A 21,209-nucleotide genomic window follows, 5' to 3' on the forward strand; every position below is an offset into this window, starting at 1 on the left:
AAGACGAAGACGTCTCTGACGGCAGCGATCACGAAGTACTTCGGTGAGTACAAGGCGTACGATCAGATCGACGCGGCTCCGGAAGAAAAGGCCCGTGGCATCACCATCTCGACGGCGCACGTCGAGTATGAGACGCCGGCCCGCCACTACGCGCACGTCGACTGCCCCGGCCACGCCGACTACGTCAAGAACATGATCACCGGTGCTGCCCAGATGGACGGCGCGATCCTGGTGTGCTCGGCCGCTGACGGCCCGATGCCGCAGACGCGCGAACACATCCTGCTGGCYCGCCAGGTCGGCGTTCCGGCAATCGTKGTGTTCCTRAACAAGGTCGACCAGGTWGACGACGCCGAGCTTCTCGAACTGGTCGAGCTCGAAGTTCGCGAACTGCTGTCGTCCTACGACTTCCCGGGCGACGATATCCCGGTCGTCAAGGGTTCGGCMCTTGCTGCTCTYGAAGATTCGGACAAGAAGATCGGCGAAGACGCGATCCGCGAGCTGATGGCTGCTGTTGACGCCTACATCCCGACGCCTGAGCGTCCGATCGACCAGCCGTTCCTGATGCCGATCGAAGACGTGTTCTCGATCTCGGGCCGCGGCACGGTTGTGACCGGCCGCGTCGAGCGTGGCATTGTCAAGGTTGGCGAAGAAGTCGAGATCGTCGGCATCCGTCCGACCTCGAAGACGACGGTGACCGGCGTTGAAATGTTCCGCAAGCTGCTCGATCAGGGCCAGGCTGGCGACAACATCGGTGCGCTGATCCGCGGTGTGAACCGTGACGGCGTCGAGCGTGGCCAGATCCTGGCCAAGCCCGGCTCTGTCAAGCCGCACAAGAAGTTCATGGCAGAAGCCTACATCCTGACGAAGGAAGAGGGTGGCCGTCATACGCCGTTCTTCACCAACTACCGTCCGCAGTTCTACTTCCGCACGACCGACGTGACGGGCATTGTGACGCTGCCGGAAGGCACGGAGATGGTGATGCCGGGCGACAACGTCACGGTTGCCGTCGAGCTGATCGTTCCGATCGCGATGGAAGAAAAGCTGCGCTTCGCGATCCGCGAAGGCGGCCGCACCGTCGGCGCCGGAACGTAACTGAAGGTAAGTCGTGTCCCTAAGTGGTGACACGCGGATAACAGACACAAGGATAAAGTCGAATGAACGGCCAGAATATCCGCATCCGCCTGAAGGCGTTCGATCACCGGATTCTCGATGCCTCCACGCGCGAGATCGTATCGACGGCTAAGCGCACCGGTGCAAGCGTCCGGGGCCCCGTTCCGCTTCCGACCCGCATCGAGAAGTTTACGGTCAACCGGTCCCCGCACATCGACAAGAAGAGCCGCGAACAGTTCGAGATGCGCACGCATAAGCGCCTTCTCGATATCGTTGACCCGACCCCGCAGACGGTAGACGCGCTGATGAAGCTCGATCTCGCCGCCGGTGTCGATGTTGAGATCAAGCTCTGAGACCTCGGGTCTTCGGGCTGAGTGAGAAGGATTGAACCGATGCGTTCAGGTGTGATTGCACAGAAGGTGGGAATGACCCGCGTCTATAACGACGCCGGCGAGCATGTCCCGGTAACGGTACTGCGTATGGAAGGCTGCCAGGTCGTAGCCACGCGCACTGTCGAAAAGAATGGCTATACCGCAGTTCAGCTCGGTGCCGGCCAGGCGAAGGTGAAGAACACGTCGAAGGCGATGCGTGGCCACTTTGCCATTGCCAACGTCGAGCCGAAGGCCAAGCTCACTGAATTCCGCGTGTCGGAAGATCAGCTGCTCGAGATCGGCACTGAGATCAAGGCGGGTCACTTTGCAGCCGGTCAGCTCGTCGACGTGACGGGCACGACGATCGGTAAGGGTTTTGCCGGCGCCATGAAGCGCCACGGTTTCGGCGGTCTGCGTGCCACGCACGGTGTGTCGGTGTCTCACCGCTCGCACGGTTCGACCGGCTCGCGCCAGGATCCGGGCAAGGTTTTCAAGAACAAGAAGATGGCTGGTCACATGGGCCAGACGCGCGTCACGACGCAGAACCTGGAAGTGGTTTCGACCGACGAAGATCGTGGTCTGATCCTGATCAAGGGTGCTGTTCCTGGTTCCAAGGGTGCTTGGATCATCGTGCGCGACGCCGTCAAGTCGGCCGCGAAGTAAGGGAGCCAGATCAATGGAATTCAACGTCAAGACCCTCGAGGGAAAAGACGCCGGGAAGGTTTCCCTTTCGGACGCGATTTTCGGCCTCGAGCCCCGTGAAGACATTCTCGCCCGCGTCATTCGCTGGCAGCTTGCCAAGAAGCAGCAGGGCACGCACAAGGCTAAGGGCCGCGCTGAAGTTTCGCGCACCGGCGCCAAGATGTACAAGCAGAAGGGTACGGGCCGCGCCCGCCACCATTCGGCTCGCGCTCCGCAGTTCCGCGGCGGCGGCAAGGCCCACGGCCCGGTCGTCCGCAGCCACGAGCACGATCTTCCGAAGAAGGTTCGTGCACTCGGCCTTCGCCACGCCCTTTCGGCCAAGATCAAGGCCGATGACGTCATCGTCATCGACAACCTGGTTGCCACCGAAGCCAAGACCAAGGCTCTCGCGTCCGTTTTCGAGACGCTCGGCCTGACCAACGCCCTCTTCATCGGCGGCGCAGAGCTTGACGGCAACTTCAAGCTCGCAGCTCAGAACATCCCGAACATCGATGTTCTGCCGATCCAGGGCATCAACGTTTACGACATCGTGCGCCGCGGCAAGCTCGTGCTTTCCAAGGCTGCGGTTGAAGCGCTAGAGGAGCGATTCAAGTGACCGATCTTCGCCACTACGATGTGATCGTCTCTCCGGCGATCACCGAAAAATCCACGCTGGTATCCGAAAACAACCAGGTTGTTTTCAATGTCGCCAAGCAGGCGACGAAGCCGGAAATCAAGGCTGCGGTCGAGGCGCTGTTCGGCGTCAAGGTCACGGCTGTCAACACTCTGCTGCGCAAGGGCAAGACCAAGCGGTTCCGCGGTTTCGTCGGCAAGCAGAAGGACGTGAAGAAGGCTGTTGTGACGCTGGCTGAAGGCCAGACGATCGACGTCTCCACCGGTCTCTGAGGTATAAGAAAATGGCATTGAAAACATTCAATCCGATCACCCCGAGCCAGCGCCAGCTGGTCATCGTCGACCGCTCGGCCCTCTACAAGGGCAAGCCGGTCAAGGCGTTGACGGAAGGTCTGACCAAGAGCGGCGGTCGTAACAACCTCGGTCGCATCACCGCCCGCTTCATCGGCGGCGGTCACAAGCGCACCTATCGTCTGATCGACTTCAAGCGTCGCAAGTTCGACATCGAAGGCACGGTCGAGCGTATCGAATACGATCCGAACCGCACGGCTTTCATCGCGCTGGTGAACTATGCTGACGGCGAAAAGGCTTATATCCTCGCTCCTCAGCGCCTGGCTGCCGGTGACAAGGTTATCGCTTCCGAGAAGGCTGTCGACGTCAAGCCCGGCAACACTATGCCGCTGCAGTTCATCCCGGTCGGCTCCATCATCCACAACGTGGAAATGAAGCCGGGCAAGGGTGGTCAGATCGCTCGCTCCGCCGGTGGCTACGCACAGCTCGTCGGCCGCGACCAGGGCATGGCGATCCTTCGCCTGAACTCCGGTGAACAGCGTCTCGTTCATGGCTCCTGCCTTGCTTCGATCGGCGCCGTCTCCAACCCTGACCACGCCAACATCAACGACGGCAAGGCCGGTCGTACCGTTTGGCGCGGCAAGCGTCCGCATAACCGCGGTGTTGTCATGAACCCGGTCGACCATCCGCACGGCGGTGGTGAAGGCCGCACTTCCGGTGGTCGCCATCCGGTGACACCGTGGGGCAAGCCGACCAAGGGCAAGCGCACCCGGTCGAACAAGTCGACCGACAAGATGATCATGCGCTCGCGTCATCAGCGTAAGAAGTAAGAGAGGAAGTCTCCAATGGCTCGTTCAGTATGGAAAGGTCCGTTCGTTGACGGCTATCTTCTCAAGAAGGCTGAGAAGGTTCGTGAAGGCGGTCGCAGTGAAGTGATCAAGATCTGGAGCCGTCGCTCCACGATCCTGCCGCAGTTCGTCGGTCTCACCTTCGGCGTCTACAACGGCAGCAAGCATATCCCGGTCAGCGTCAATGAAGACATGGTCGGCCACAAATTCGGTGAATTCTCTCCGACCCGCACCTACTACGGTCACGGCGCGGACAAGAAGGCGAAGAGGAAGTAACAATGGGCAAGGCAAAAGCCGAACGCCGGCTGAAGGACAACGAGGCGCAAGCAGTCGCCCGCACGCTCCGCGTCAGCCCCCAGAAGCTCAACCTGGTTGCTGCGGCTATCCGCGGCAAGAAGGTCGAGCGCGCACTCGCTGAGCTGGAGTTCTCCCGCAAGCGCATCGCAGGCGCCGTCAAGAAGACGCTCGAATCTGCGATCGCCAACGCCGAGAACAACCACGATCTCGACGTCGACTCGCTGGTTGTCGCCGAGGCCTATGTGGGCAAGTCGATCGTCATGAAGCGTTTCCACGCTCGTGGCCGCGGTCGTGCGTCGCGCATTGAAAAGCCCTTCGCGCACCTGACGATCGTCGTTCGTGAAGTGCAGGCAGCAGAGGAGGCCGCATAATGGGTCAGAAAATCAATCCAATCGGTTTCCGCCTCGGCATCAACCGTACCTGGGATAGCCGCTGGTTTGCGGACAATGCCGAGTACGGCCAGCTGCTGCACGAAGACCTGAAGATGCGCAAGTTCGTCATGAGCGAACTGAAGCAGGCCGGGATCTCCAAGGTGGTCATCGAGCGTCCGCACAAGAAGTGCCGCGTCACGATCCACTCGGCACGTCCGGGCCTGATCATCGGCCGCAAGGGCGCAGACATCGACAAGCTCCGCAAGAAGCTGTCGGAGATGACGAATTCGGAAACGCACCTCAACATCGTCGAAGTGCGCAAGCCCGAAGTCGATGCGACGCTGGTCGCTCAGTCGATCGCCCAGCAGCTCGAGCGTCGCGTGGCTTTCCGCCGCGCCATGAAGCGCGCCGTTCAGTCGGCGATGCGTCTTGGCGCCGAAGGCATCAAGATCACCTGCGCCGGCCGTCTCGGCGGTGCTGAAATCGCCCGTACGGAATGGTACCGCGAAGGTCGTGTGCCGTTGCACACGCTGCGCGCCGACATCGACTACGGCACGGCTGAAGCAGAAACCGCATTCGGCATCTGCGGCATCAAGGTCTGGATCTTCAAGGGAGAAATCCTTGAGCATGATCCGATGGCTTCCGAGCGCCGTGCGATGGAAGGTGACGCCCAGGGTCCGGCAAGCCGTGATCGTGACCGCGACAGAGACCGTCGCCGCGACAACGCTTGATAGCGCGCGTGGCAGAGAAGTTCGGAGAATAAGAAAATGTTGCAGCCAAAGCGTACCAAGTACCGCAAGCAGTTCAAGGGCCGCATCAAGGGCGTCGCCAAGGGCGGTTCTGACCTGGCATTCGGCGAATTCGGCCTGAAGGCACAGGAACCCAACCGCGTCAACGCGCGCGAGATCGAAGCGGCCCGCCGCGCGATCACGCGTTATATGAAGCGCGCCGGCCGTGTATGGATCCGCGTGTTCCCGGACGTTCCGGTAACCGCAAAGCCGACCGAAGTCCGTATGGGTAAGGGTAAGGGCTCCGTTGAATACTGGGCATGCAAGGTCAAGCCCGGCCGTATGATGTTCGAGATCGACGGTGTCAGCGAAGAAATCGCCCGTGAGGCGCTTCGCCTCGGCTCTGCCAAGCTCTCGGTCAAGACGCGCTTCGTTCAGCGCATTGCAGAGTAAGGGATTGAGCTCATGAAAGCCTCAGACGTTCGCGCGTTCAGCGCTGACCAACTCAAGGACGAGCTTGCCAAGCTGAAGAAGGAGCAGTTCAACCTGCGCTTTCAGAAGGCAACCGGCCAGCTCGAAAAGTCCTCGCGCATCAACGAAGTCCGCAAGGACATCGCCCGCGTGAAAACCATTGCCCGCCAGAAGGCGGCAGAAGTTAAGGCCTAAAGGAAGAAAAATATGCCGAAGCGCATCCTGCAGGGCGTCGTCGTTGGCGACAAGAACGAGAAGACGGTAGTGGTTCGTGTCGAGCGTCGTTTCGCTCACCCGCTGCTCCAGAAGACCGTTCGTCGTTCCAAGAAGTACAAGGCCCACGACGAGAACAACCAGTACAAGATCGGCGATACCGTATCCATCGAGGAATGCGCGCCGATTTCCAAGGACAAGCGCTGGACGGTGATTTCCGCCCAGGGCAAGTGACAGAATTTTGCGCGAGGCCTTGCGTCTCGCCGAAATATCTGTATGAAGCAGCGTCAGAACGCTCGAATGCCGGGCGTTCTTTTGCTTTGAGCGCACGGAAGGTCCCGTTCGGGAAACCACCCTGGCACGATCGATCCCGCGCTATTCAGCTATTGCCGCGTCTGTGCTGCCGTCATGGCAGCTCGGCCGGCGAAAATTTTCATAAGCCGGAGTAGGGGGCTAGCCCAACCATTCCGGTAAACCAAGAAGGCGACCTGATATGATTCAGATGCAAACAAACCTCGACGTCGCGGATAATTCCGGCGCACGTCGTGTCATGTGCATCAAGGTGCTGGGCGGCTCGAAGCGCAAGTATGCCTCGATCGGCGACGTCATCGTCGTTTCGATCAAGGAAGCGATCCCGCGCGGCCGTGTGAAGAAGGGTGACGTGATGAAGGCGGTTGTCGTTCGCACCGCCAAGGATATCCGTCGTCCGGATGGCTCCGTCATCCGCTTCGACACCAACGCAGCAGTCCTCATCGACAACAAGAAAGAGCCGATCGGCACCCGTATCTTCGGACCGGTTCCGCGCGAACTTCGCGCCAAGAACCACATGAAGATCATCTCGCTGGCTCCCGAAGTACTGTAAGGAGCGAAGCGATGCAGAAGATTCGTAAGGGCGACAAGGTCGTCATGCTCGCTGGCAAGGACAAGGGCCGTACCGGCGAAGTTGTTCAGGTCATGCCGAAGGAAGATCGTGCCGTTGTTCGTGGCGTCAACGTCGTCAAGCGCCACCAGCGCCAGACGCAGACCCAGGAAGCCGGCATCATCAACAAGGAAGCCCCGGTTCACCTGTCCAACGTTGCAATCATCGACAAGGACGGCAAGCCGACCCGCGTCGGTTTCAAGGTTGTTGACGGCAAGAAGGTCCGTGTGGCCAAGCGTTCTGGAGAAGTGATCGATGGCTGAGGCAAAATATGAGCCGCGGCTCAAGAAGGAATATGTCGAGCGCATCCGCAAGGCGATGCAGGAGCAGTTCTCCTACGCCAACGAGATGATGATCCCGAAGCTCGACAAGATCGTGATCAACATGGGTGTCGGCGAAGCGACCGCTGACTCGAAGAAGCCGACGGTAGCTGCCGCCGACCTCGCTGCGATCGCCGGCCAGAAGCCGGTCATCACCCGCGCACGTAACTCTATCGCAGGCTTCAAGGTCCGCGAACAGATGCCGATCGGCGCGAAGGTCACCCTGCGCGGCGCCCGCATGTACGAGTTCATGGACCGCCTCGTGAACATCGCGCTCCCGCGCGTTCGCGACTTCCGCGGCCTGAACCCGAAGAGCTTTGACGGCCGTGGCAACTTCGCCATGGGCATCAAGGAGCACATTGTGTTCCCTGAGATCAACTACGACAAGGTTGATCAGATGTGGGGCATGGACATCATCGTTTGCACGACGGCGACGACCGACGACGAAGCACGGGCTCTTCTGAAAGAGTTCAGCTTCCCGTTCCGTCAATAACCGTAACGACGAGCGTAGAAAAGGAACCTGACATGGCGAAGACAAGCGCAGTTGAAAAGAACAAGCGCCGCCGTACTACGGTCGCCAACCAGGCCGCTAAGCGGGCTGGTTTGAAGGCGATCATCATGAACCAGGCTCTTCCGATCGAAGAGCGGTTCAAGGCCTCGATCAAGCTGGCATCCCTGCCGCGTGATGGATCGAAGACCCGTATTCGCAACCGTTGCGAAGTTTCGGGGCGTCCGCGCGCATATTACCGCAAACTGCGCATGTCGCGTATTGCGCTGCGTGAACTCGGCAATCTCGGCAAGGTGCCGGGTATCGTCAAGTCGAGCTGGTAAGGAGCAGGTTACATGACAATGACTGATCCGTTGGGCGATATGCTCACTCGCATCCGTAACGGCGCTTCCCGCCGCAAGTCGTCGGTCTCGACGCCTGCTTCGAAGCTCCGTGCACGTGTTCTCGATGTTCTGCAGTCCGAAGGCTACATCCGTGGCTATTCCGTTGTCGATTTCGGCAATGGCAAGTCGGAACTCAGCATCGAGCTGAAATATTACGAAGGCGCATCGGTGATCCGTGAGATCGGCCGTGTGTCCAAGCCGGGCCGCCGGGTTTATGTCTCGGTCAAGTCCATTCCGCAGGTCGCGAACGGTCTCGGCATCACCATCCTTTCGACTCCGAAGGGTGTGATGGCCGATCACCAGGCTCGCGAACAGAACGTTGGTGGCGAGGTTCTTTGCTCGGTCTTCTAAGATCGGGCAGGGATCTCCATAGCGAACAGACAGGATTGAAACATGTCTCGTATCGGTAAAAAGCCCGTTCAGGTGCCTGCTGGGATCACGGCTACGGTCGATGGCCAGAAGGTGACTGCAAAGGGCCCGAAGGGCGAGCTGTTTTTCGTTGCTAACGACGAAATCAGCCTCAAGCTTGAAAATAACGCCGTCGTCGTGACGCCGGTGAACCAGACCAAGGATGCGCGCGCAAAGTGGGGCATGTCCCGCACGATGATCGAAGGCATCTTCAAGGGCGTCAAGGACGGTTTCGAGCGCAAGCTTGAAATCAACGGCGTCGGTTACCGCGCCGCCATGCAGGGCAAGAACCTGCAGCTCGCTCTCGGTTTCAGCCACGACGTGATCTACGAGCCGCCGGTCGGTATCTCGATCGTTGTTCCGAAGCCGACGGAAATCGTCGTCAGCGGCATCAACAAGCAGCAGGTCGGTCAGGTTGCCGCCGAAATCCGCGAATATCGCGGTCCCGAGCCTTACAAGGGCAAGGGCGTCAAGTACGCTGACGAGCGGATCGTCCGCAAAGAAGGCAAGAAGAAGTAAGGATCACGCGAAATGGCTAGCAGGAAAGAAGCACTTGCACGTCGTGCCAACCGCGTGCGCCGTCATCTCAAGTCGGTGGCCAATGGCCGTCCGCGCCTGTCGGTTCATCGCTCCTCGAAGAACATCTACGCCCAGGTCATCGATGATGTGGCCGGCAAGACGCTTGCGTCTGCCTCCACTCTCGAGAAGGATCTGCGCGGTTCTCTGAAGACCGGTGCCGATACCGCCGCCGCTGCCGTTGTGGGCAAGCTCCTCGCAGAGCGCGCCTCCAAGGCCGGTGTTACGGAAGTCGTGTTCGACCGTGGCGCCTTCATCTATCACGGCCGCATCAAGGCTCTCGCCGAAGCGGCCCGCGAAGGCGGTCTCACCTTCTGATCAGTTTCCGGCCGAACGCTCAAGCGCCGGCCGGATTTTCGCCGGACCGCAGGCAATCTCCGAAAGGGGAGGCTGATGCGGTCCACATTTGTTTGCCGATTGCACCCGGAAAAGAAAAAGGAAGAGGACAATGGCACAGGAAAGAAGGCCGCAGCGGGACGACCGCCAGAGCCGTGAAGAGCGCGATAGCGAATTCGTCGACAAGCTTGTCGCGATCAACCGCGTCGCCAAGGTCGTCAAGGGCGGCCGTCGTTTTGGTTTCGCAGCACTCGTCGTCGTCGGCGACCAGAAGGGCCGCGTCGGCTTCGGCCATGGCAAGGCACGTGAAGTGCCGGAAGCCATCCGCAAGGCAACCGAAGCCGCCAAGCGCGAGCTGATCTTCGTACCGCTGCGTGACGGCCGTACGCTGCATCACGATGTTCATGGCCGCCACGGCGCCGGCAAGGTTCTGCTGCGCTCGGCCAAAGTCGGTACCGGCATCATCGCCGGCGGTCCGATGCGCGCCGTATTCGAGACGCTCGGCATGCACGACGTCGTCGCCAAGTCGACCGGTTCGTCGAACCCCTACAACATGGTTCGCGCCACCTTCGACGCTCTGAAGCACCAGGTTCACCCGAAGGACATCGCAGCTCAGCGCGGCATCAAGTATGCAACGCTGCAGGCTCGTCGTGGCGCCTCCGGCAACGCCTCTGAAGAATAAGAGGAGTTTGACAGATGGCCAAGGCTACCAAGAAGGCTGAAGCGAAGACTGTCACGATCGAACAGATCGGCAGCCCGATCCGCCGTCCGGACGTCCAGCAGCGCACGCTGATCGGTCTCGGACTGAACAAGATGCACCGTCGCCGCACGCTGGAGGATACTCCTTCGGTTCGTGGCATGATCCGTGCTGTCCAGCATCTCGTTCGCGTCGTCGACGAGAAGTGAGACGGAGGAAACGCTCATGAAACTCAATGAAATCAAGGACAACGAAGGCTCGACCCACAGCCGCAAGCGCCTCGGCCGCGGTATCGGTTCGGGCTCGGGCAAGACAGGTGGTCGCGGCGTGAAGGGTCAGAAGTCCCGTTCGGGCGTCGCCATCAACGGCTTCGAAGGCGGCCAGATGCCGATCTATCGTCGCCTGCCGAAGCGCGGCTTCAACAACATTTTCGCTTCCGATTTTGTTGTCGTGTCGCTGGCCCGTATCCAGACGGCGATCGACGCCGGCAAGCTCGATGCCAAGACGACCGTTGACGCAGCTGCCCTCAAGGCTGCTGGTGTCATCCGCCGCGTCAAGGACGGCGTTCGCGTTCTCGCCGACGGCGAGATCAAGGCCAAGATCACCATCGTCGTTGCAGGCGCCTCCAAGCCTGCTGTCGAGAAGATCGAAAAGGCCGGCGGCACCGTGACGCTGCTTTCGGCTCCGGCTGCAGCCGAATAAATAATCTGATGATATATCGCCCGGGGTGCTTCACACCGGGCGATTTTGCTCCCATATGTGGGCCTCACAAAAACTTGGCTGGCGCGCCCGCGTCATGCCGGTAAGACTCGAAAACAAGGGTGAGGCAAGGGGTTGCGCCGCAATCCGTCCTGAGCCCGGTTTTGAATAATTTCATACTGATTCCGGGTCCGGTCTGTCCCCCAGAGACGCCGGAATTGGTAGCGCGGAGAAACGCATGGCTTCTGCAGCGGAACAATTGGCATCCAACCTCAATTTTTCGACCTTCGCCAAAGCAGAGGATTTGAAGAAGCGCCTGTGGTTCACACTGGCAGCTCTCCTCGTCTACCGACTCGGCACGCATATTCCGCTTCCGGGTCTCAATCCCGAAGCCTATGCCCAGGCTTTCCGCGGCCAGTCAGGCGGCATTCTCGGCCTTTTCAACATGTTCTCGGGCGGCGCTGTTCAGCGCATGGCGATCTTCGCGCTCGGCATCATGCCCTATATCTCCGCTTCGATCATCGTGCAGCTCATGACCTCGGTGGTGCCGGCGCTCGAAAACCTCAAGAAGGAAGGCGAGCAGGGCCGTAAGATCATCAACCAGTATACCCGCTATGGTACCGTCATCCTCGGTGCGCTTCAGGCCTATGGCATTGCCGCCGGCCTTGAAAGCGGCCAGGGCCTCGTCGTCGAGCCAGGCTGGTTCTTCCGTGTTTCCACCGTTCTGACGCTGCTCGGCGGTACGATGTTCCTGATGTGGCTCGGCGAGCAGATCACCTCGCGCGGCATCGGCAACGGCATCTCGCTGATCATTTTCGCCGGCATCGCCGCCGGCCTTCCCACTGCTCTTGCCGGCACGCTCGAACTCGGCCGCACCGGTGCGCTGTCGACCTTCCTCATCCTGCTCGTCATCGTCGTCGCGATCGCCGTCATCGGCATCATCGTCTTCGTCGAGCGCGCCCAGCGCCGGCTGCTGATTCAGTATCCGAAGCGTCAGGTTGGTAATCGGATGTTCCAGGGCGATACCTCGCACCTGCCGCTGAAGCTCAACACTTCAGGTGTCATTCCGGCGATCTTCGCGTCGTCGCTGCTGCTGCTGCCGGCAACGGTCGCGGGTTTCGCCAACACCACGGCAATGCCCTCCTGGGCGACATCGATCGTCGCGGCCCTCGGCCATGGCCAGCCGCTCTACATGGTGCTGTACGGCGCGCTGATCGCCTTCTTCGCCTTCTTCTATACGGCCATCGTCTTCAATCCGAAGGACACGGCCGACAATTTGAAGAAGCATGGCGGCTTCATTCCCGGCATCCGTCCGGGCGAGCGCACCGCCGAATATATCGACTATGTGCTGACCCGCATCACGGTGATCGGCGCGATCTATCTGGTCTTCGTCTGCATTCTCCCAGAGATTCTGGTGTCGCAAACCGGCATTCCATTAGCCCTTGGTGGGACTTCGCTTTTGATCGTGGTTAGCGTAACTCTTGATACGGTTGCACAGATCCAGGGTCACCTGATCGCTCAGCAATACGAAGGCCTGATCAAGAAATCGAAGTTGCGTGGAGGAAAGAGGGGGCGATGAGACTTATCCTTTTGGGGCCGCCGGGCGCGGGTAAGGGAACCCAGGCCCAGCGGATCGTGGAAAAGCACGGCATTCCGCAGCTTTCCACGGGGGACATGCTGCGTGCAGCGGTTAACGCCGGTACGGATGTCGGCAAGCGCGCGAAGGCGGTCATGGACGCCGGCAAGCTCGTCTCGGATGAGATCGTCATTGCCATCGTTTCCGAGCGCATCGATCAACCCGATTGCGCCAACGGCTTCATTCTCGACGGCTTCCCCAGGACGCTTGTCCAGGCTGATGCCACCGAGGCGATGCTGAGGGCAAAGGGTCTCGGCCTCTCCGTCGTCATTGAATTCCGTGTCGATGATGACGAGTTGATCCGACGTGTTGCCGGTCGCTACTCCTGTGCACAGTGTGGCAGCGTCTATCACGATACCGATAAGGTTCCGGCTGCTGAGGGCGTGTGCGACAAGTGCGGTTCGACGCACTTCAAGCGCCGTCCCGATGACACCCCGGAGACCATGACGGCTCGGCTGCAGGTCTACTACAAGGAAACCTCGCCGCTGATCGGCTATTACCATGCCAAGGGCAAGCTCAAGTCCGTGGACGGCATGGCAGAGATCGATCAGGTGACGGCCGAGGTCGAAAGCATTCTTTCCAAGCTTTAAGGCTTTGAAAATAAACTTGGCGGAACGGTTGCTTTTCAGCAGTGATTCCGCTAAACACCGCGCCAACTCGCGACATTCCATGCGATCGGCGCGGATTTCCCAGGGAAGTCCGGGTGCGGTCGTTTTGACATGTTGCGGACGTAAATCTGAACGGGCGGTTCTCAAGAGCCGCATAACGAAGCCCACTTGCCGGATGGCAACTGGAATGCAAGGAGAACAGGCGTGGCACGTATCGCTGGCGTCAACATCCCGACTGCGAAGCGCGTTGTTATCGCGCTGACCTACATTCACGGGATCGGTCCGAAATTCGCACAGGAAATCGTCGAAAAGGTCGGTATCCCGGCCGAACGTCGTGTGCATCAGCTGACGGACGCAGAAGTCCTTCAGATCCGCGAAGCCATCGACCGCGACTATCAGGTTGAAGGCGATCTTCGTCGTGATACCGCGATGAACATCAAGCGTCTGATGGACCTCGGCTGCTACCGCGGCCTGCGTCATCGCCGCGGCCTTCCGGTTCGCGGTCAGCGCACGCACACCAATGCCCGCACCCGCAAGGGTCCGGCAAAGGCAATCGCTGGCAAGAAGAAGTAATTTCCGGGAAACCGGGGTGGGGAGGCTGGCGGTCTGCGCCGGCCTCTTTTGAGTTTGGAGCGGGACCATATAGGCGCCGTTCCGGTGTAGCCGCTGGCATTACGGCGGTGAAGAGATCAACGAAAGGAATACCATGGCTAAGGAAGCCGTCCGCGTTCGCCGTCGCGAGCGCAAGAACATCTCGTCGGGTGTCGCTCACGTCAACTCGACCTTCAACAACACGATGATCACCATCACCGACGCGCAGGGCAATGCGATCGCCTGGTCGTCGGCTGGCGCCAAGGGCTTCAAGGGCTCGCGCAAGTCGACCCCGTTCGCCGCCCAGATCGCTGCCGAAGACTGCGCCAAGAAGGCCCAGGAGCACGGCATGAAGTCGCTGGAAGTCGAAGTTTGCGGTCCGGGTTCGGGTCGTGAATCGGCTCTGCGCGCGCTCCAGGCTGCAGGTTTCATGATCACGTCCATCCGCGACGTGACTCCGATCCCGCACAATGGCTGCCGTCCGCGCAAGAAGCGCCGCGTCTGATCATCGCTCTCGTCACCGGTGAGCGCCTTCGCGCTCCCGGTGGTTTTCAAGCTCGGTTGCCACGATTGGATGGTGGCAACGAACGGAAGGCAAACTCATGATTCAGAAGAACTGGCAGGAACTGATCAAGCCGAACAAGGTGGAGTTCTCTTCGAGCTCGCGCACCAGGGCGACGCTTGTTGCCGAACCGCTGGAGCGCGGCTTCGGCCTCACGCTCGGCAACGCGCTTCGCCGCGTTCTGCTCTCCTCGCTGCGCGGTGCTGCCGTCACGGCGGTGCAGATCGATGGCGTGCTGCATGAATTCTCCTCGATTCCGGGCGTCCGCGAAGACGTGACGGACATCGTGCTCAACATCAAGGAAATCGCCATCAAGATGGATGGCGATGATGCAAAGCGCATGGTCGTGCGTAAGCAGGGCCCGGGCGTTGTCACGGCTGGCGACATTCAGACGGTCGGCGATATCGAAATCCTCAACCCCGAGCATGTCATCTGCACGCTCGATGAGGGCGCCGAGATCCGCATGGAGTTCACCGTCAATAACGGCAAGGGCTATGTTCCGGCCGAACGCAATCGTGCGGAAGATGCTCCGATCGGTCTCATCCCGGTCGACAGCCTCTATTCGCCGGTCAAGAAGGTGTCCTACAAGGTTGAAAATACCCGCGAAGGACAGGTTCTCGACTACGACAAGCTGAACATGACCATCGAAACCGATGGCTCGATCACCGGCGAAGACGCCGTCGCTTTTGCGGCGCGCATCCTCCAGGATCAGCTTGGCGTCTTCGTCAACTTCGACGAGCCGCAGAAGGAAACCGAAGAGGAAGCAGTCACCGAACTCGCTTTCAACCCGGCTCTCCTGAAGAAGGTGGACGAACTCGAACTGTCGGTCCGTTCGGCAAACTGCCTGAAGAACGACAACATCGTCTACATCGGCGACCTCATTCAGAAGACCGAAGCAGAAATGCTCCGCACACCGAATTTTGGTCGCAAGTCGCTGAACGAAATCAAGGAAGTTCTCGCTTCCATGGGCCTGCACCTCGGCATGGAAGTGCCGGCATGGCCGCCCGAGAACATCGAAGATCTCGCCAAGCGTTACGAAGACCAATACTGAGAAAACAAAAGGCAGGCTCTTTCGGCTGCCTTTCCCCGTCAAACAGCAGGCCGATCGCCTGCATGTGCCAGGAAACGGCAGGCCCACTTAGCGTAAGGGCACCTGCATTAAAGGAGAATAGCAATGCGCCATGGTAAAGCCGGCCGCAAGCTGAATAGAACTGCAAGCCACCGCAAGGCGATGTTCGCCAACATGGCGGCTTCGCTGATTACCCACGAGCAGATCGTCACGACCCTGCCGAAGGCCAAGGAAATCCGTCCGATCGTCGAGAAGCTCGTCACGCTCGGCAAGCGCGGCGACCTGCACGCTCGCCGTCAGGCGATCTCGCAGATCCGCGATGCCGCTGTCGTTTCGAAGCTGTTCGACACGATCGCAACGCGCTACGCCACCCGCAACGGCGGCTACCTGCGCATCATGAAGGCCGGCTTCCGTCAGGGCGACAATGCCGCCATGGCTGTGATCGAATTCGTCGACCGCGATGCCTATGCCAAGGGCGCAGCCGACAAGGCCCGCGTCGCTGCCGAAGAGCAGGCTGTCGCCGCTTAATCTTCCGCTCCTGCGGAAACAGAACAGCCGGGCTGCAAAGCCCGGCTGTTTTTGTTTCTGATATAGTGACGGAGACCGGCTCCATTGCGCAAAATCATTCAGACTCGCTCTCCGCAGCTCCTTCGTCTGGCCGCCCTGTTTTTTGTCATCGTTCTCGGGCTGGTGCTCCGCAGGTTTGGCTATGCGGCCGGTCTGCCTTTTATCGTCGTCAAATATGGCGGATCGGCGCTCTGGGGAGCAATGGTCTATCTGCTCGTGGCGCTCTTTGTCACAAGGTCACGGCCGGCAGTAATTGCCGTCACAGCGCTGTTCATAGCGATCTCAGTGGAATTGTTCCGGCTTTACCACACGCCCTGGCTCGACGCGTTTCGGCTGACCACGGCAGGCGCGCTGTTGCTTGGCCGGGTATTTTCGCTTTGGAATATGCTGGCTTATGCCATCGGCATAGCCGCCGCTTGCGCTTTCGATCCCGCACGTCGGGCTGCGACGCATCCTCGCGGGTAAGTCTGCAATCCTACGAAACAGACGCTACTGCGCGATTGCGCGTGCGCCCTTTGCCCTTCTGCCTGTTGCGTGCGATTGGCCGATAGGAGCGGTAGAGGATCAGTGCGATGATCAGCCCGACATAGATATATTGCTCGAGGTCGAGGATCTTGGTCGAGAGCGCGAAGTGCAACGCCCCGCAGGCGGCGATGATATAGACGAGGCGATGCAGCCAGATCCAGTTCTTGCCGAGGCGGCGGATCGAGAGATTGTTGGATGTCAACGCCAGCGGAATGAGCATCGCAAGCCCGGCCATGCCGAACATGATGAAGGGGCGCTTCAGCACGTCGTTGATGACGGCGGAAATATCCATCGCCTGGTCCAGCACGATGTAGACGGTGAAATGCATCAGCGCGTAGTAGAAGGTCAGCAGACCGAGGGCGCGGCGATAGCGTAGATAGTTCCAGCCGAAGAGCTCACGGGCAGGGGAAACGGCAAGGGTCAGGATCAGAAAACGGATCGTCCAGATGCCGAGGAAGAGCTCGAAGGTCTTGACCGGATCGGCGCCGAGCTGGTCGGTCGCGCCGAGATAGAAAGTCCAGGCCGCAGGCACGAGCCCGACGACATAAAGCAGCCAGACGGAGGCGGGTTGCCAGCGCTTCGGGATGGCGAGCGACAGTTCCGCCATCAGAAATTCGCCTTCAGGTCCATGCCGGCATAAAGGCTCGCCACCTCGTCTGCATAACCGTTGAAGGGCAGGGTGGGATGGCGGCTCGCGCCAAAGAAGCCGCTTTCGCCGATGCGCCGTTCGCTCGCCTGGCTCCAGCGGGGATGGTCGACCGCTGGATTGACGTTGGCGTAGAAGCCGTATTCCTGCGGATTGGTGACCTGCCAGGTATTCTTGGGCTGCTGGTCGGTGAGTGTGATCCTGACGATCGACTTGATGCCCTTGAAGCCGTATTTCCACGGCACGACGAGCCGGATCGGCGCGCCGTTCTGGTTTGGCAGCGTTTCGCCATAGAGCCCGACGGCAAGCAGCGTCAGCGGATGGCGCGCCTCGTCCAGGCGCAGACCTTCGACATAGGGCCAGTCGAGCGACTGGAAGAAGCCCTTCTGCCCAGGCATCTCGTCCGGCCGCACGACGGTTTCGAATGAGACGTATTTGGCGCTGCCGAGCGGCTCCACCTTGTCGAGCAGCGATGCCAGCGGAAAGCCGTCCCAGGGGATGACCATGGACCAGGCCTCGACGCAGCGCATCCGGTAGGTGCGCTCCTCGATCGGGAATTCCTTCATCAGCACCTCGAGGTCGAAGGTACCTGGCTTGTTGACCATGCCGTCGACCTTGATCGTCCAGGGCAGCGGCTTGAAATCGCTGGAAAGTGCTGCGGGATCACCCTTGTCGAGGCCGAACTCATAGAAATTATTGTAGGTCGTGACGTCCTTGAGCGGCGTCGCCTTCTCGTCGACCTTGTACTTGCTCTCAACGGCGGAGAGGGCCGCAGCGCTCGCCTTGCCGGCGCTGTAGAGCGCCATGGCGCCAAGTGCTGCCGCGCCGAGGAATTCACGACGGCGCACATAGATCTGGCGCGGCGTGATCTCCGATGACGCGATCTTCGGTGGGCGATAGGTTGGCATGGCGAAATCTCCTGGGCGGATTTCTGCAATATAGTCTTTAAACGAACCGCCCGCATGTTCGGATGAGTGTCTAAGCCTTGAATATTACAGACGTGAAGCCAATTTTTTGTGTTCGGCCGTGATGGAATAGGCTGTAACGAAACGTCGCGCTGTACCGTATATGATCGATGGGCCTCATGGCGCTCAGGCCATGGCGTACCGGATTTGGCCTTCACGGTAGTGACAGCCCCCGTCGATTGGATTAGGACAATTCGAAAAAGCAGCGTTTGCCCGGCCTGCAGGCTCCATGCCGCCCCGCTTCGCCTGATAATTCCGACACGTTGAGGAAGACACCGATGCCAGCTTACCGTTCCAGAACCACGACCCATGGCCGCAACATGGCGGGCGCCCGCGGCCTTTGGCGCGCCACGGGCATGAAGGATTCGGATTTCGGCAAGCCGATCATCGCGGTGGTGAATTCCTTCACCCAGTTCGTGCCCGGCCACGTGCACCTGAAGGACCTTGGCCAGCTCGTTGCCCGCGAGATCGAGGCGGCTGGCGGTGTTGCCAAGGAATTCAACACGATCGCCGTCGATGACGGCATCGCCATGGGGCATGACGGCATGCTGTATTCGCTGCCCTCGCGAGAGCTCATCGCCGACAGCGTTGAATACATGGTCAATGCCCATTGCGCCGACGCCATGGTCTGCATCTCCAACTGCGACAAGATCACCCCCGGCATGCTGATGGCGTCGCTACGCCTCAATATCCCGACCGTCTTCGTCTCCGGCGGTCCGATGGAAGCCGGCAAGGTCGTGCTGCACGGCAAGACGCATGCACTCGACCTCGTCGATGCCATGGTCGCCGCAGCCGATGACAAGATCAGTGACGAGGACGTCCAGACCATCGAACGCTCTGCCTGTCCGACCTGCGGCTCCTGCTCCGGCATGTTCACCGCCAATTCGATGAACTGCCTGACGGAAGCGCTCGGCCTGTCGCTGCCCGGCAACGGCTCGACGCTTGCCACCCACGCCGACCGCAAGCGCCTCTTCGTCGAGGCCGGCCATCTGATTGTCGATCTCGCCCGCCGTTATTACGAGCAGGACGACGTAAAGGCGCTGCCGCGCATCATCGCTTCCAAACAGGCGTTTGAGAATGCCATGACGCTCGATATCGCCATGGGCGGCTCGACCAATACGGTCCTGCACATCCTTGCTGCCGCCCATGAAGGCGAGGTCGATTTCACCATGGCCGATATCGATGCGCTATCGCGCCGGGTGCCGTGCCTGTCAAAGGTCGCCCCCGCCAAGAGTGATGTTCACATGGAAGACGTCCACCGCGCCGGCGGCATCATGTCGATCCTCGGCGAACTCGACAAGGGCGGCCTCTTGAACCGCGATTGCCCGACCGTCCATGCCGAGACGCTGGGCGATGCGATCGATCGCTGGGATATCACCCGCACCAACAGCGAAACCGTTCGCAACTTTTATCGTGCCGCTCCGGGTGGCATTCCCACCCAGGTCGCCTTCAGCCAGGAGGCCCGCTGGGACGAACTCGACACCGACCGCGAAAACGGCGTCATCCGCTCGGTCGAGCATCCCTTCTCCAAGGATGGTGGTCTTGCCGTGCTCAAGGGCAACCTTGCGATCGACGGCTGCATCGTCAAGACTGCCGGCGTCGATGAATCGATCCTGAAATTCTCCGGCCCCGCCCGCGTCTTCGAAAGCCAGGATGCCTCCGTCAAGGCGATCCTTGCCAACGAGGTGAAGGCCGGCGACGTCGTCGTCATCCGCTACGAAGGCCCGAAGGGCGGCCCAGGCATGCAGGAAATGCTCTATCCGACGAGCTATCTGAAGTCGAAGGGCCTTGGCAAGGCCTGCGCGCTGATCACCGACGGCCGCTTCTCCGGCGGCACCTCCGGCCTCTCGATCGGCCATGCCTCGCCGGAAGCGGCAAATGGCGGCACGATTGGCCTGGTGCGCGAAGGTGACATGATCGACATCGACATCCCCAACCGCACGATCAGCCTGCGCGTCAGCGAGACCGAACTCGCCGCCCGCCGCGCCGATCAGGATGCCAAGGGCTGGTACCCGGTCGAAGTCCGCAAGCGCAACGTCACGACCGCCCTGAAGGCCTACGCCGCCTTCGCAACGAGTGCGGACCGCGGCGCCGTGCGCGATCTGAACGCCCGCTGAGTCGCTTCAACCTGCGACCCGCTGATTAAGAGTCAGCTGCTCCGCCGACCGGTCGCTTTCAAAGCGGCCGGTTGATGTTTTTATAGGTCTCGCCGAGCTGCTTCAGCCGCTCGTCATAGACAGCCTTGATACAGGCCACATCCGCCCCGCATTCCTGCCGTTTCTTCAGCCAGGCCGTCTGCTCGTCCTGCAATGTGCCGCGCGAGCCCATCGCCAGCAGACCGGAGAGCAGTTCGAACGTGGTTGCCATCTTCACGTCGGCATCGTTGAGCGCGCGGTTGTCGCAGATCGCTTTTTCATCCGGCTTCAATTCCTTCGCATCGCAATCGAAGCTTGCTGCCTGTGCCAGGTCCGATGCAATGACCAGGATCGCAAAGCCGAGGGCCGCTGTCGTCGTTCGTGTCGTGATCATTCATATGTTCCTATTGCCGCCGGTCAGGCCAGCTTCCGCAGTGCCAGAGCCAGGAAGATGATGCAGATGAGCCAGACGGCAAGGATGAAGATCAGTCCGACCCGGCTGGAGGGACGTTCGATGCGCCTTGCCGCCTCCGTGCGAAGCTCGTTCATCACCTCTGCCGGAACGAGCCGGATCGCCAGCATGATGCCGAGCGGCACGATGAGGAGATCGTCGAGATAGCCGAGGATGGGGATGAAATCGGGGATGAGATCGATGGGCGACAGCGCGTAGGCGGCAACGGCGCCGGCCACCGCTTTAGCATGCCACGGCACGCGGGGATCGCGGGCGGCAAGCCATAGGGTCACGATGTCACGCTTCAGTGACTTCGCCCAGTTTTTGGCTTTTGATATCAGTTGCATGGCCAATCTTCCTGAATCAAATTCATAATGACTTCAACCGGTTTCCAAGTCGTCCCCTTGCCTTATTCTTCCATGCTTCCGCCCTCTTTCCTTTCTAGCGTCGGGCCGCAGAACAGGATGATTTCAGGCCGGTCGGCCTAAAATCTGAATCCTGTTCGCAATTAAATAGTTAGAGCATGATGTCGTCCGAAAACCGCTCACACTTTTCGGCATCATGCTCTAAAACGTTTCTCAAGAGGATTCAAAA

General features: G+C 60.1%; 34 protein-coding genes. 30 read left to right on the forward strand and 4 right to left on the reverse strand.

What is annotated here, in order from left to right:
- The 29 genes from tuf to AC1D2N_RS33215 form a co-directional block, all read left to right on the forward strand.
- A partial coding sequence (gene tuf, locus AC1D2N_RS33075) for an elongation factor Tu (RefSeq protein WP_477982781.1) occupies positions 1-1,092 on the forward strand: 1,092 nt, incomplete at its 5' end.
- Positions 1,093-1,154: 62 nt separating this feature from the next.
- Positions 1,155-1,463 carry a 30S ribosomal protein S10 gene (gene rpsJ, locus AC1D2N_RS33080; protein WP_003547547.1) on the forward strand — a complete coding sequence of 103 codons (309 nt, stop codon included), beginning with the start codon at positions 1,155-1,157 and terminating at the stop codon, positions 1,461-1,463.
- A gap of 39 nt (positions 1,464-1,502) precedes the next feature.
- Complete coding sequence (gene rplC, locus AC1D2N_RS33085) at positions 1,503-2,144, forward strand: 50S ribosomal protein L3 (protein ID WP_477982783.1); 642 nt, start codon at positions 1,503-1,505, stop codon at positions 2,142-2,144.
- A 13-nt stretch (positions 2,145-2,157) separates the two neighbouring features.
- Positions 2,158-2,778 (forward strand): 50S ribosomal protein L4, encoded by a 621-nt coding sequence (gene rplD / locus AC1D2N_RS33090; protein ID WP_003573800.1) that lies wholly within the window; start codon positions 2,158-2,160, stop codon positions 2,776-2,778.
- Positions 2,775-3,068, forward strand: coding sequence for a 50S ribosomal protein L23 (locus tag AC1D2N_RS33095; RefSeq protein WP_003547550.1), 294 nt, complete (start codon positions 2,775-2,777; stop codon positions 3,066-3,068). Before rplD ends, AC1D2N_RS33095 begins: the two co-directional genes overlap by 4 nt.
- Before the next feature lie 11 nt (positions 3,069-3,079).
- The gene (gene rplB / locus AC1D2N_RS33100; RefSeq protein WP_018241641.1) at positions 3,080-3,916 is read left to right on the forward strand and encodes a 50S ribosomal protein L2; all 837 of its coding nucleotides are present in this window, start codon (positions 3,080-3,082) and stop codon (positions 3,914-3,916) included.
- A gap of 15 nt (positions 3,917-3,931) precedes the next feature.
- Positions 3,932-4,210, forward strand: a complete 279-nt coding sequence (rpsS, locus tag AC1D2N_RS33105) for a 30S ribosomal protein S19 (RefSeq protein WP_003547552.1) — start codon at positions 3,932-3,934, stop codon at positions 4,208-4,210.
- Between the two features lie 2 nt (positions 4,211-4,212).
- The gene (rplV, locus tag AC1D2N_RS33110) at positions 4,213-4,602 is read left to right on the forward strand and encodes a 50S ribosomal protein L22 (RefSeq protein WP_003547553.1); all 390 of its coding nucleotides are present in this window, start codon (positions 4,213-4,215) and stop codon (positions 4,600-4,602) included.
- Positions 4,602-5,333: a 30S ribosomal protein S3 gene (gene rpsC / locus AC1D2N_RS33115; RefSeq protein ID WP_003547554.1), complete on the forward strand. Its 732-nt coding sequence runs from the start codon at positions 4,602-4,604 to the stop codon at positions 5,331-5,333. The genes rplV and rpsC overlap by 1 nt, the downstream gene beginning before the upstream one ends.
- Before the next feature lie 36 nt (positions 5,334-5,369).
- Positions 5,370-5,783, forward strand: coding sequence for a 50S ribosomal protein L16 (gene rplP, locus AC1D2N_RS33120; protein WP_003573792.1), 414 nt, complete (start codon positions 5,370-5,372; stop codon positions 5,781-5,783).
- A gap of 12 nt (positions 5,784-5,795) precedes the next feature.
- Complete coding sequence (gene rpmC / locus AC1D2N_RS33125; protein ID WP_018241642.1) at positions 5,796-5,996, forward strand: 50S ribosomal protein L29; 201 nt, start codon at positions 5,796-5,798, stop codon at positions 5,994-5,996.
- A gap of 12 nt (positions 5,997-6,008) precedes the next feature.
- Positions 6,009-6,248, forward strand: a complete 240-nt coding sequence (gene rpsQ, locus AC1D2N_RS33130) for a 30S ribosomal protein S17 (protein ID WP_003547557.1) — start codon at positions 6,009-6,011, stop codon at positions 6,246-6,248.
- A 259-nt stretch (positions 6,249-6,507) separates the two neighbouring features.
- Complete coding sequence (gene rplN, locus AC1D2N_RS33135; RefSeq protein ID WP_003573790.1) at positions 6,508-6,876, forward strand: 50S ribosomal protein L14; 369 nt, start codon at positions 6,508-6,510, stop codon at positions 6,874-6,876.
- 11 nt (positions 6,877-6,887) lie between these two features.
- Positions 6,888-7,196, forward strand: coding sequence for a 50S ribosomal protein L24 (gene rplX / locus AC1D2N_RS33140; protein ID WP_003547559.1), 309 nt, complete (start codon positions 6,888-6,890; stop codon positions 7,194-7,196).
- Positions 7,189-7,746, forward strand: a complete 558-nt coding sequence (gene rplE / locus AC1D2N_RS33145) for a 50S ribosomal protein L5 (protein WP_018067987.1) — start codon at positions 7,189-7,191, stop codon at positions 7,744-7,746. Before rplX ends, rplE begins: the two co-directional genes overlap by 8 nt.
- A gap of 32 nt (positions 7,747-7,778) precedes the next feature.
- Positions 7,779-8,084, forward strand: a complete 306-nt coding sequence (gene rpsN / locus AC1D2N_RS33150; RefSeq protein ID WP_003547561.1) for a 30S ribosomal protein S14 — start codon at positions 7,779-7,781, stop codon at positions 8,082-8,084.
- 12 nt (positions 8,085-8,096) lie between these two features.
- The gene (gene rpsH, locus AC1D2N_RS33155; protein ID WP_003547562.1) at positions 8,097-8,495 is read left to right on the forward strand and encodes a 30S ribosomal protein S8; all 399 of its coding nucleotides are present in this window, start codon (positions 8,097-8,099) and stop codon (positions 8,493-8,495) included.
- A gap of 42 nt (positions 8,496-8,537) precedes the next feature.
- Complete coding sequence (gene rplF / locus AC1D2N_RS33160; RefSeq protein ID WP_017963907.1) at positions 8,538-9,071, forward strand: 50S ribosomal protein L6; 534 nt, start codon at positions 8,538-8,540, stop codon at positions 9,069-9,071.
- Positions 9,072-9,083: 12 nt separating this feature from the next.
- Positions 9,084-9,446: a 50S ribosomal protein L18 gene (gene rplR, locus AC1D2N_RS33165; protein WP_018241643.1), complete on the forward strand. Its 363-nt coding sequence runs from the start codon at positions 9,084-9,086 to the stop codon at positions 9,444-9,446.
- 130 nt (positions 9,447-9,576) lie between these two features.
- The gene (gene rpsE, locus AC1D2N_RS33170; protein WP_017963908.1) at positions 9,577-10,146 is read left to right on the forward strand and encodes a 30S ribosomal protein S5; all 570 of its coding nucleotides are present in this window, start codon (positions 9,577-9,579) and stop codon (positions 10,144-10,146) included.
- Positions 10,147-10,160: 14 nt separating this feature from the next.
- A complete protein-coding gene (gene rpmD, locus AC1D2N_RS33175) occupies positions 10,161-10,370 on the forward strand; it encodes a 50S ribosomal protein L30 (RefSeq protein ID WP_003547566.1) in 210 nt (69 codons plus the stop codon).
- Positions 10,371-10,386: 16 nt separating this feature from the next.
- Positions 10,387-10,863 carry a 50S ribosomal protein L15 gene (gene rplO / locus AC1D2N_RS33180; RefSeq protein WP_003547567.1) on the forward strand — a complete coding sequence of 159 codons (477 nt, stop codon included), beginning with the start codon at positions 10,387-10,389 and terminating at the stop codon, positions 10,861-10,863.
- A 235-nt stretch (positions 10,864-11,098) separates the two neighbouring features.
- Entirely contained in the window at positions 11,099-12,439 is a 1,341-nt protein-coding gene (gene secY, locus AC1D2N_RS33185) for a preprotein translocase subunit SecY (RefSeq protein WP_018447022.1), read from the forward strand.
- On the forward strand, positions 12,436-13,086 hold the full coding sequence (locus tag AC1D2N_RS33190) for an adenylate kinase (RefSeq protein WP_130652206.1): 651 nt from the start codon (positions 12,436-12,438) through the stop codon (positions 13,084-13,086). The genes secY and AC1D2N_RS33190 overlap by 4 nt, the downstream gene beginning before the upstream one ends.
- A 222-nt stretch (positions 13,087-13,308) precedes the next feature.
- Positions 13,309-13,677: a 30S ribosomal protein S13 gene (gene rpsM / locus AC1D2N_RS33195; RefSeq protein ID WP_003573772.1), complete on the forward strand. Its 369-nt coding sequence runs from the start codon at positions 13,309-13,311 to the stop codon at positions 13,675-13,677.
- 133 nt (positions 13,678-13,810) lie between these two features.
- Positions 13,811-14,200: a 30S ribosomal protein S11 gene (gene rpsK / locus AC1D2N_RS33200; RefSeq protein WP_003547577.1), complete on the forward strand. Its 390-nt coding sequence runs from the start codon at positions 13,811-13,813 to the stop codon at positions 14,198-14,200.
- Between the two features lie 97 nt (positions 14,201-14,297).
- Positions 14,298-15,308: a DNA-directed RNA polymerase subunit alpha gene (locus AC1D2N_RS33205; protein ID WP_003547579.1), complete on the forward strand. Its 1,011-nt coding sequence runs from the start codon at positions 14,298-14,300 to the stop codon at positions 15,306-15,308.
- A 123-nt stretch (positions 15,309-15,431) separates the two neighbouring features.
- Positions 15,432-15,854 (forward strand): 50S ribosomal protein L17, encoded by a 423-nt coding sequence (gene rplQ, locus AC1D2N_RS33210; RefSeq protein WP_003558556.1) that lies wholly within the window; start codon positions 15,432-15,434, stop codon positions 15,852-15,854.
- An 84-nt stretch (positions 15,855-15,938) separates the two neighbouring features.
- Positions 15,939-16,358, forward strand: coding sequence for a ribosomal maturation YjgA family protein (locus AC1D2N_RS33215; RefSeq protein ID WP_130652207.1), 420 nt, complete (start codon positions 15,939-15,941; stop codon positions 16,356-16,358).
- 10 nt (positions 16,359-16,368) lie between these two features.
- On the opposite strand, the gene msrQ is transcribed toward AC1D2N_RS33215, so the two are convergent.
- Together msrQ and msrP are read right to left on the reverse strand one after the other, a co-directional pair.
- Entirely contained in the window at positions 16,369-17,025 is a 657-nt protein-coding gene (msrQ, locus tag AC1D2N_RS33220; RefSeq protein ID WP_130652208.1) for a protein-methionine-sulfoxide reductase heme-binding subunit MsrQ, read from the reverse strand.
- Complete coding sequence (gene msrP / locus AC1D2N_RS33225; RefSeq protein ID WP_115156937.1) at positions 17,025-17,972, reverse strand: protein-methionine-sulfoxide reductase catalytic subunit MsrP; 948 nt, start codon at positions 17,970-17,972, stop codon at positions 17,025-17,027. Before msrP ends, msrQ begins: the two co-directional genes overlap by 1 nt.
- A gap of 335 nt (positions 17,973-18,307) precedes the next feature.
- Between msrP and ilvD the strand changes: the two genes are divergently transcribed.
- A complete protein-coding gene (ilvD, locus tag AC1D2N_RS33230; RefSeq protein ID WP_130652209.1) occupies positions 18,308-20,146 on the forward strand; it encodes a dihydroxy-acid dehydratase in 1,839 nt (612 codons plus the stop codon).
- 58 nt (positions 20,147-20,204) lie between these two features.
- On the opposite strand, the gene AC1D2N_RS33235 is transcribed toward ilvD, so the two are convergent.
- Positions 20,205-20,558 (reverse strand): lysozyme inhibitor LprI family protein, encoded by a 354-nt coding sequence (locus AC1D2N_RS33235; RefSeq protein WP_130652210.1) that lies wholly within the window; start codon positions 20,556-20,558, stop codon positions 20,205-20,207.
- A gap of 23 nt (positions 20,559-20,581) precedes the next feature.
- Positions 20,582-20,962 (reverse strand): YkvA family protein, encoded by a 381-nt coding sequence (locus AC1D2N_RS33240; protein ID WP_028733687.1) that lies wholly within the window; start codon positions 20,960-20,962, stop codon positions 20,582-20,584.
- Between the last annotated feature and the right edge of the window lie 247 nt (positions 20,963-21,209).

The organism is Rhizobium sp. P1_B8 (assembly GCF_056406515.1).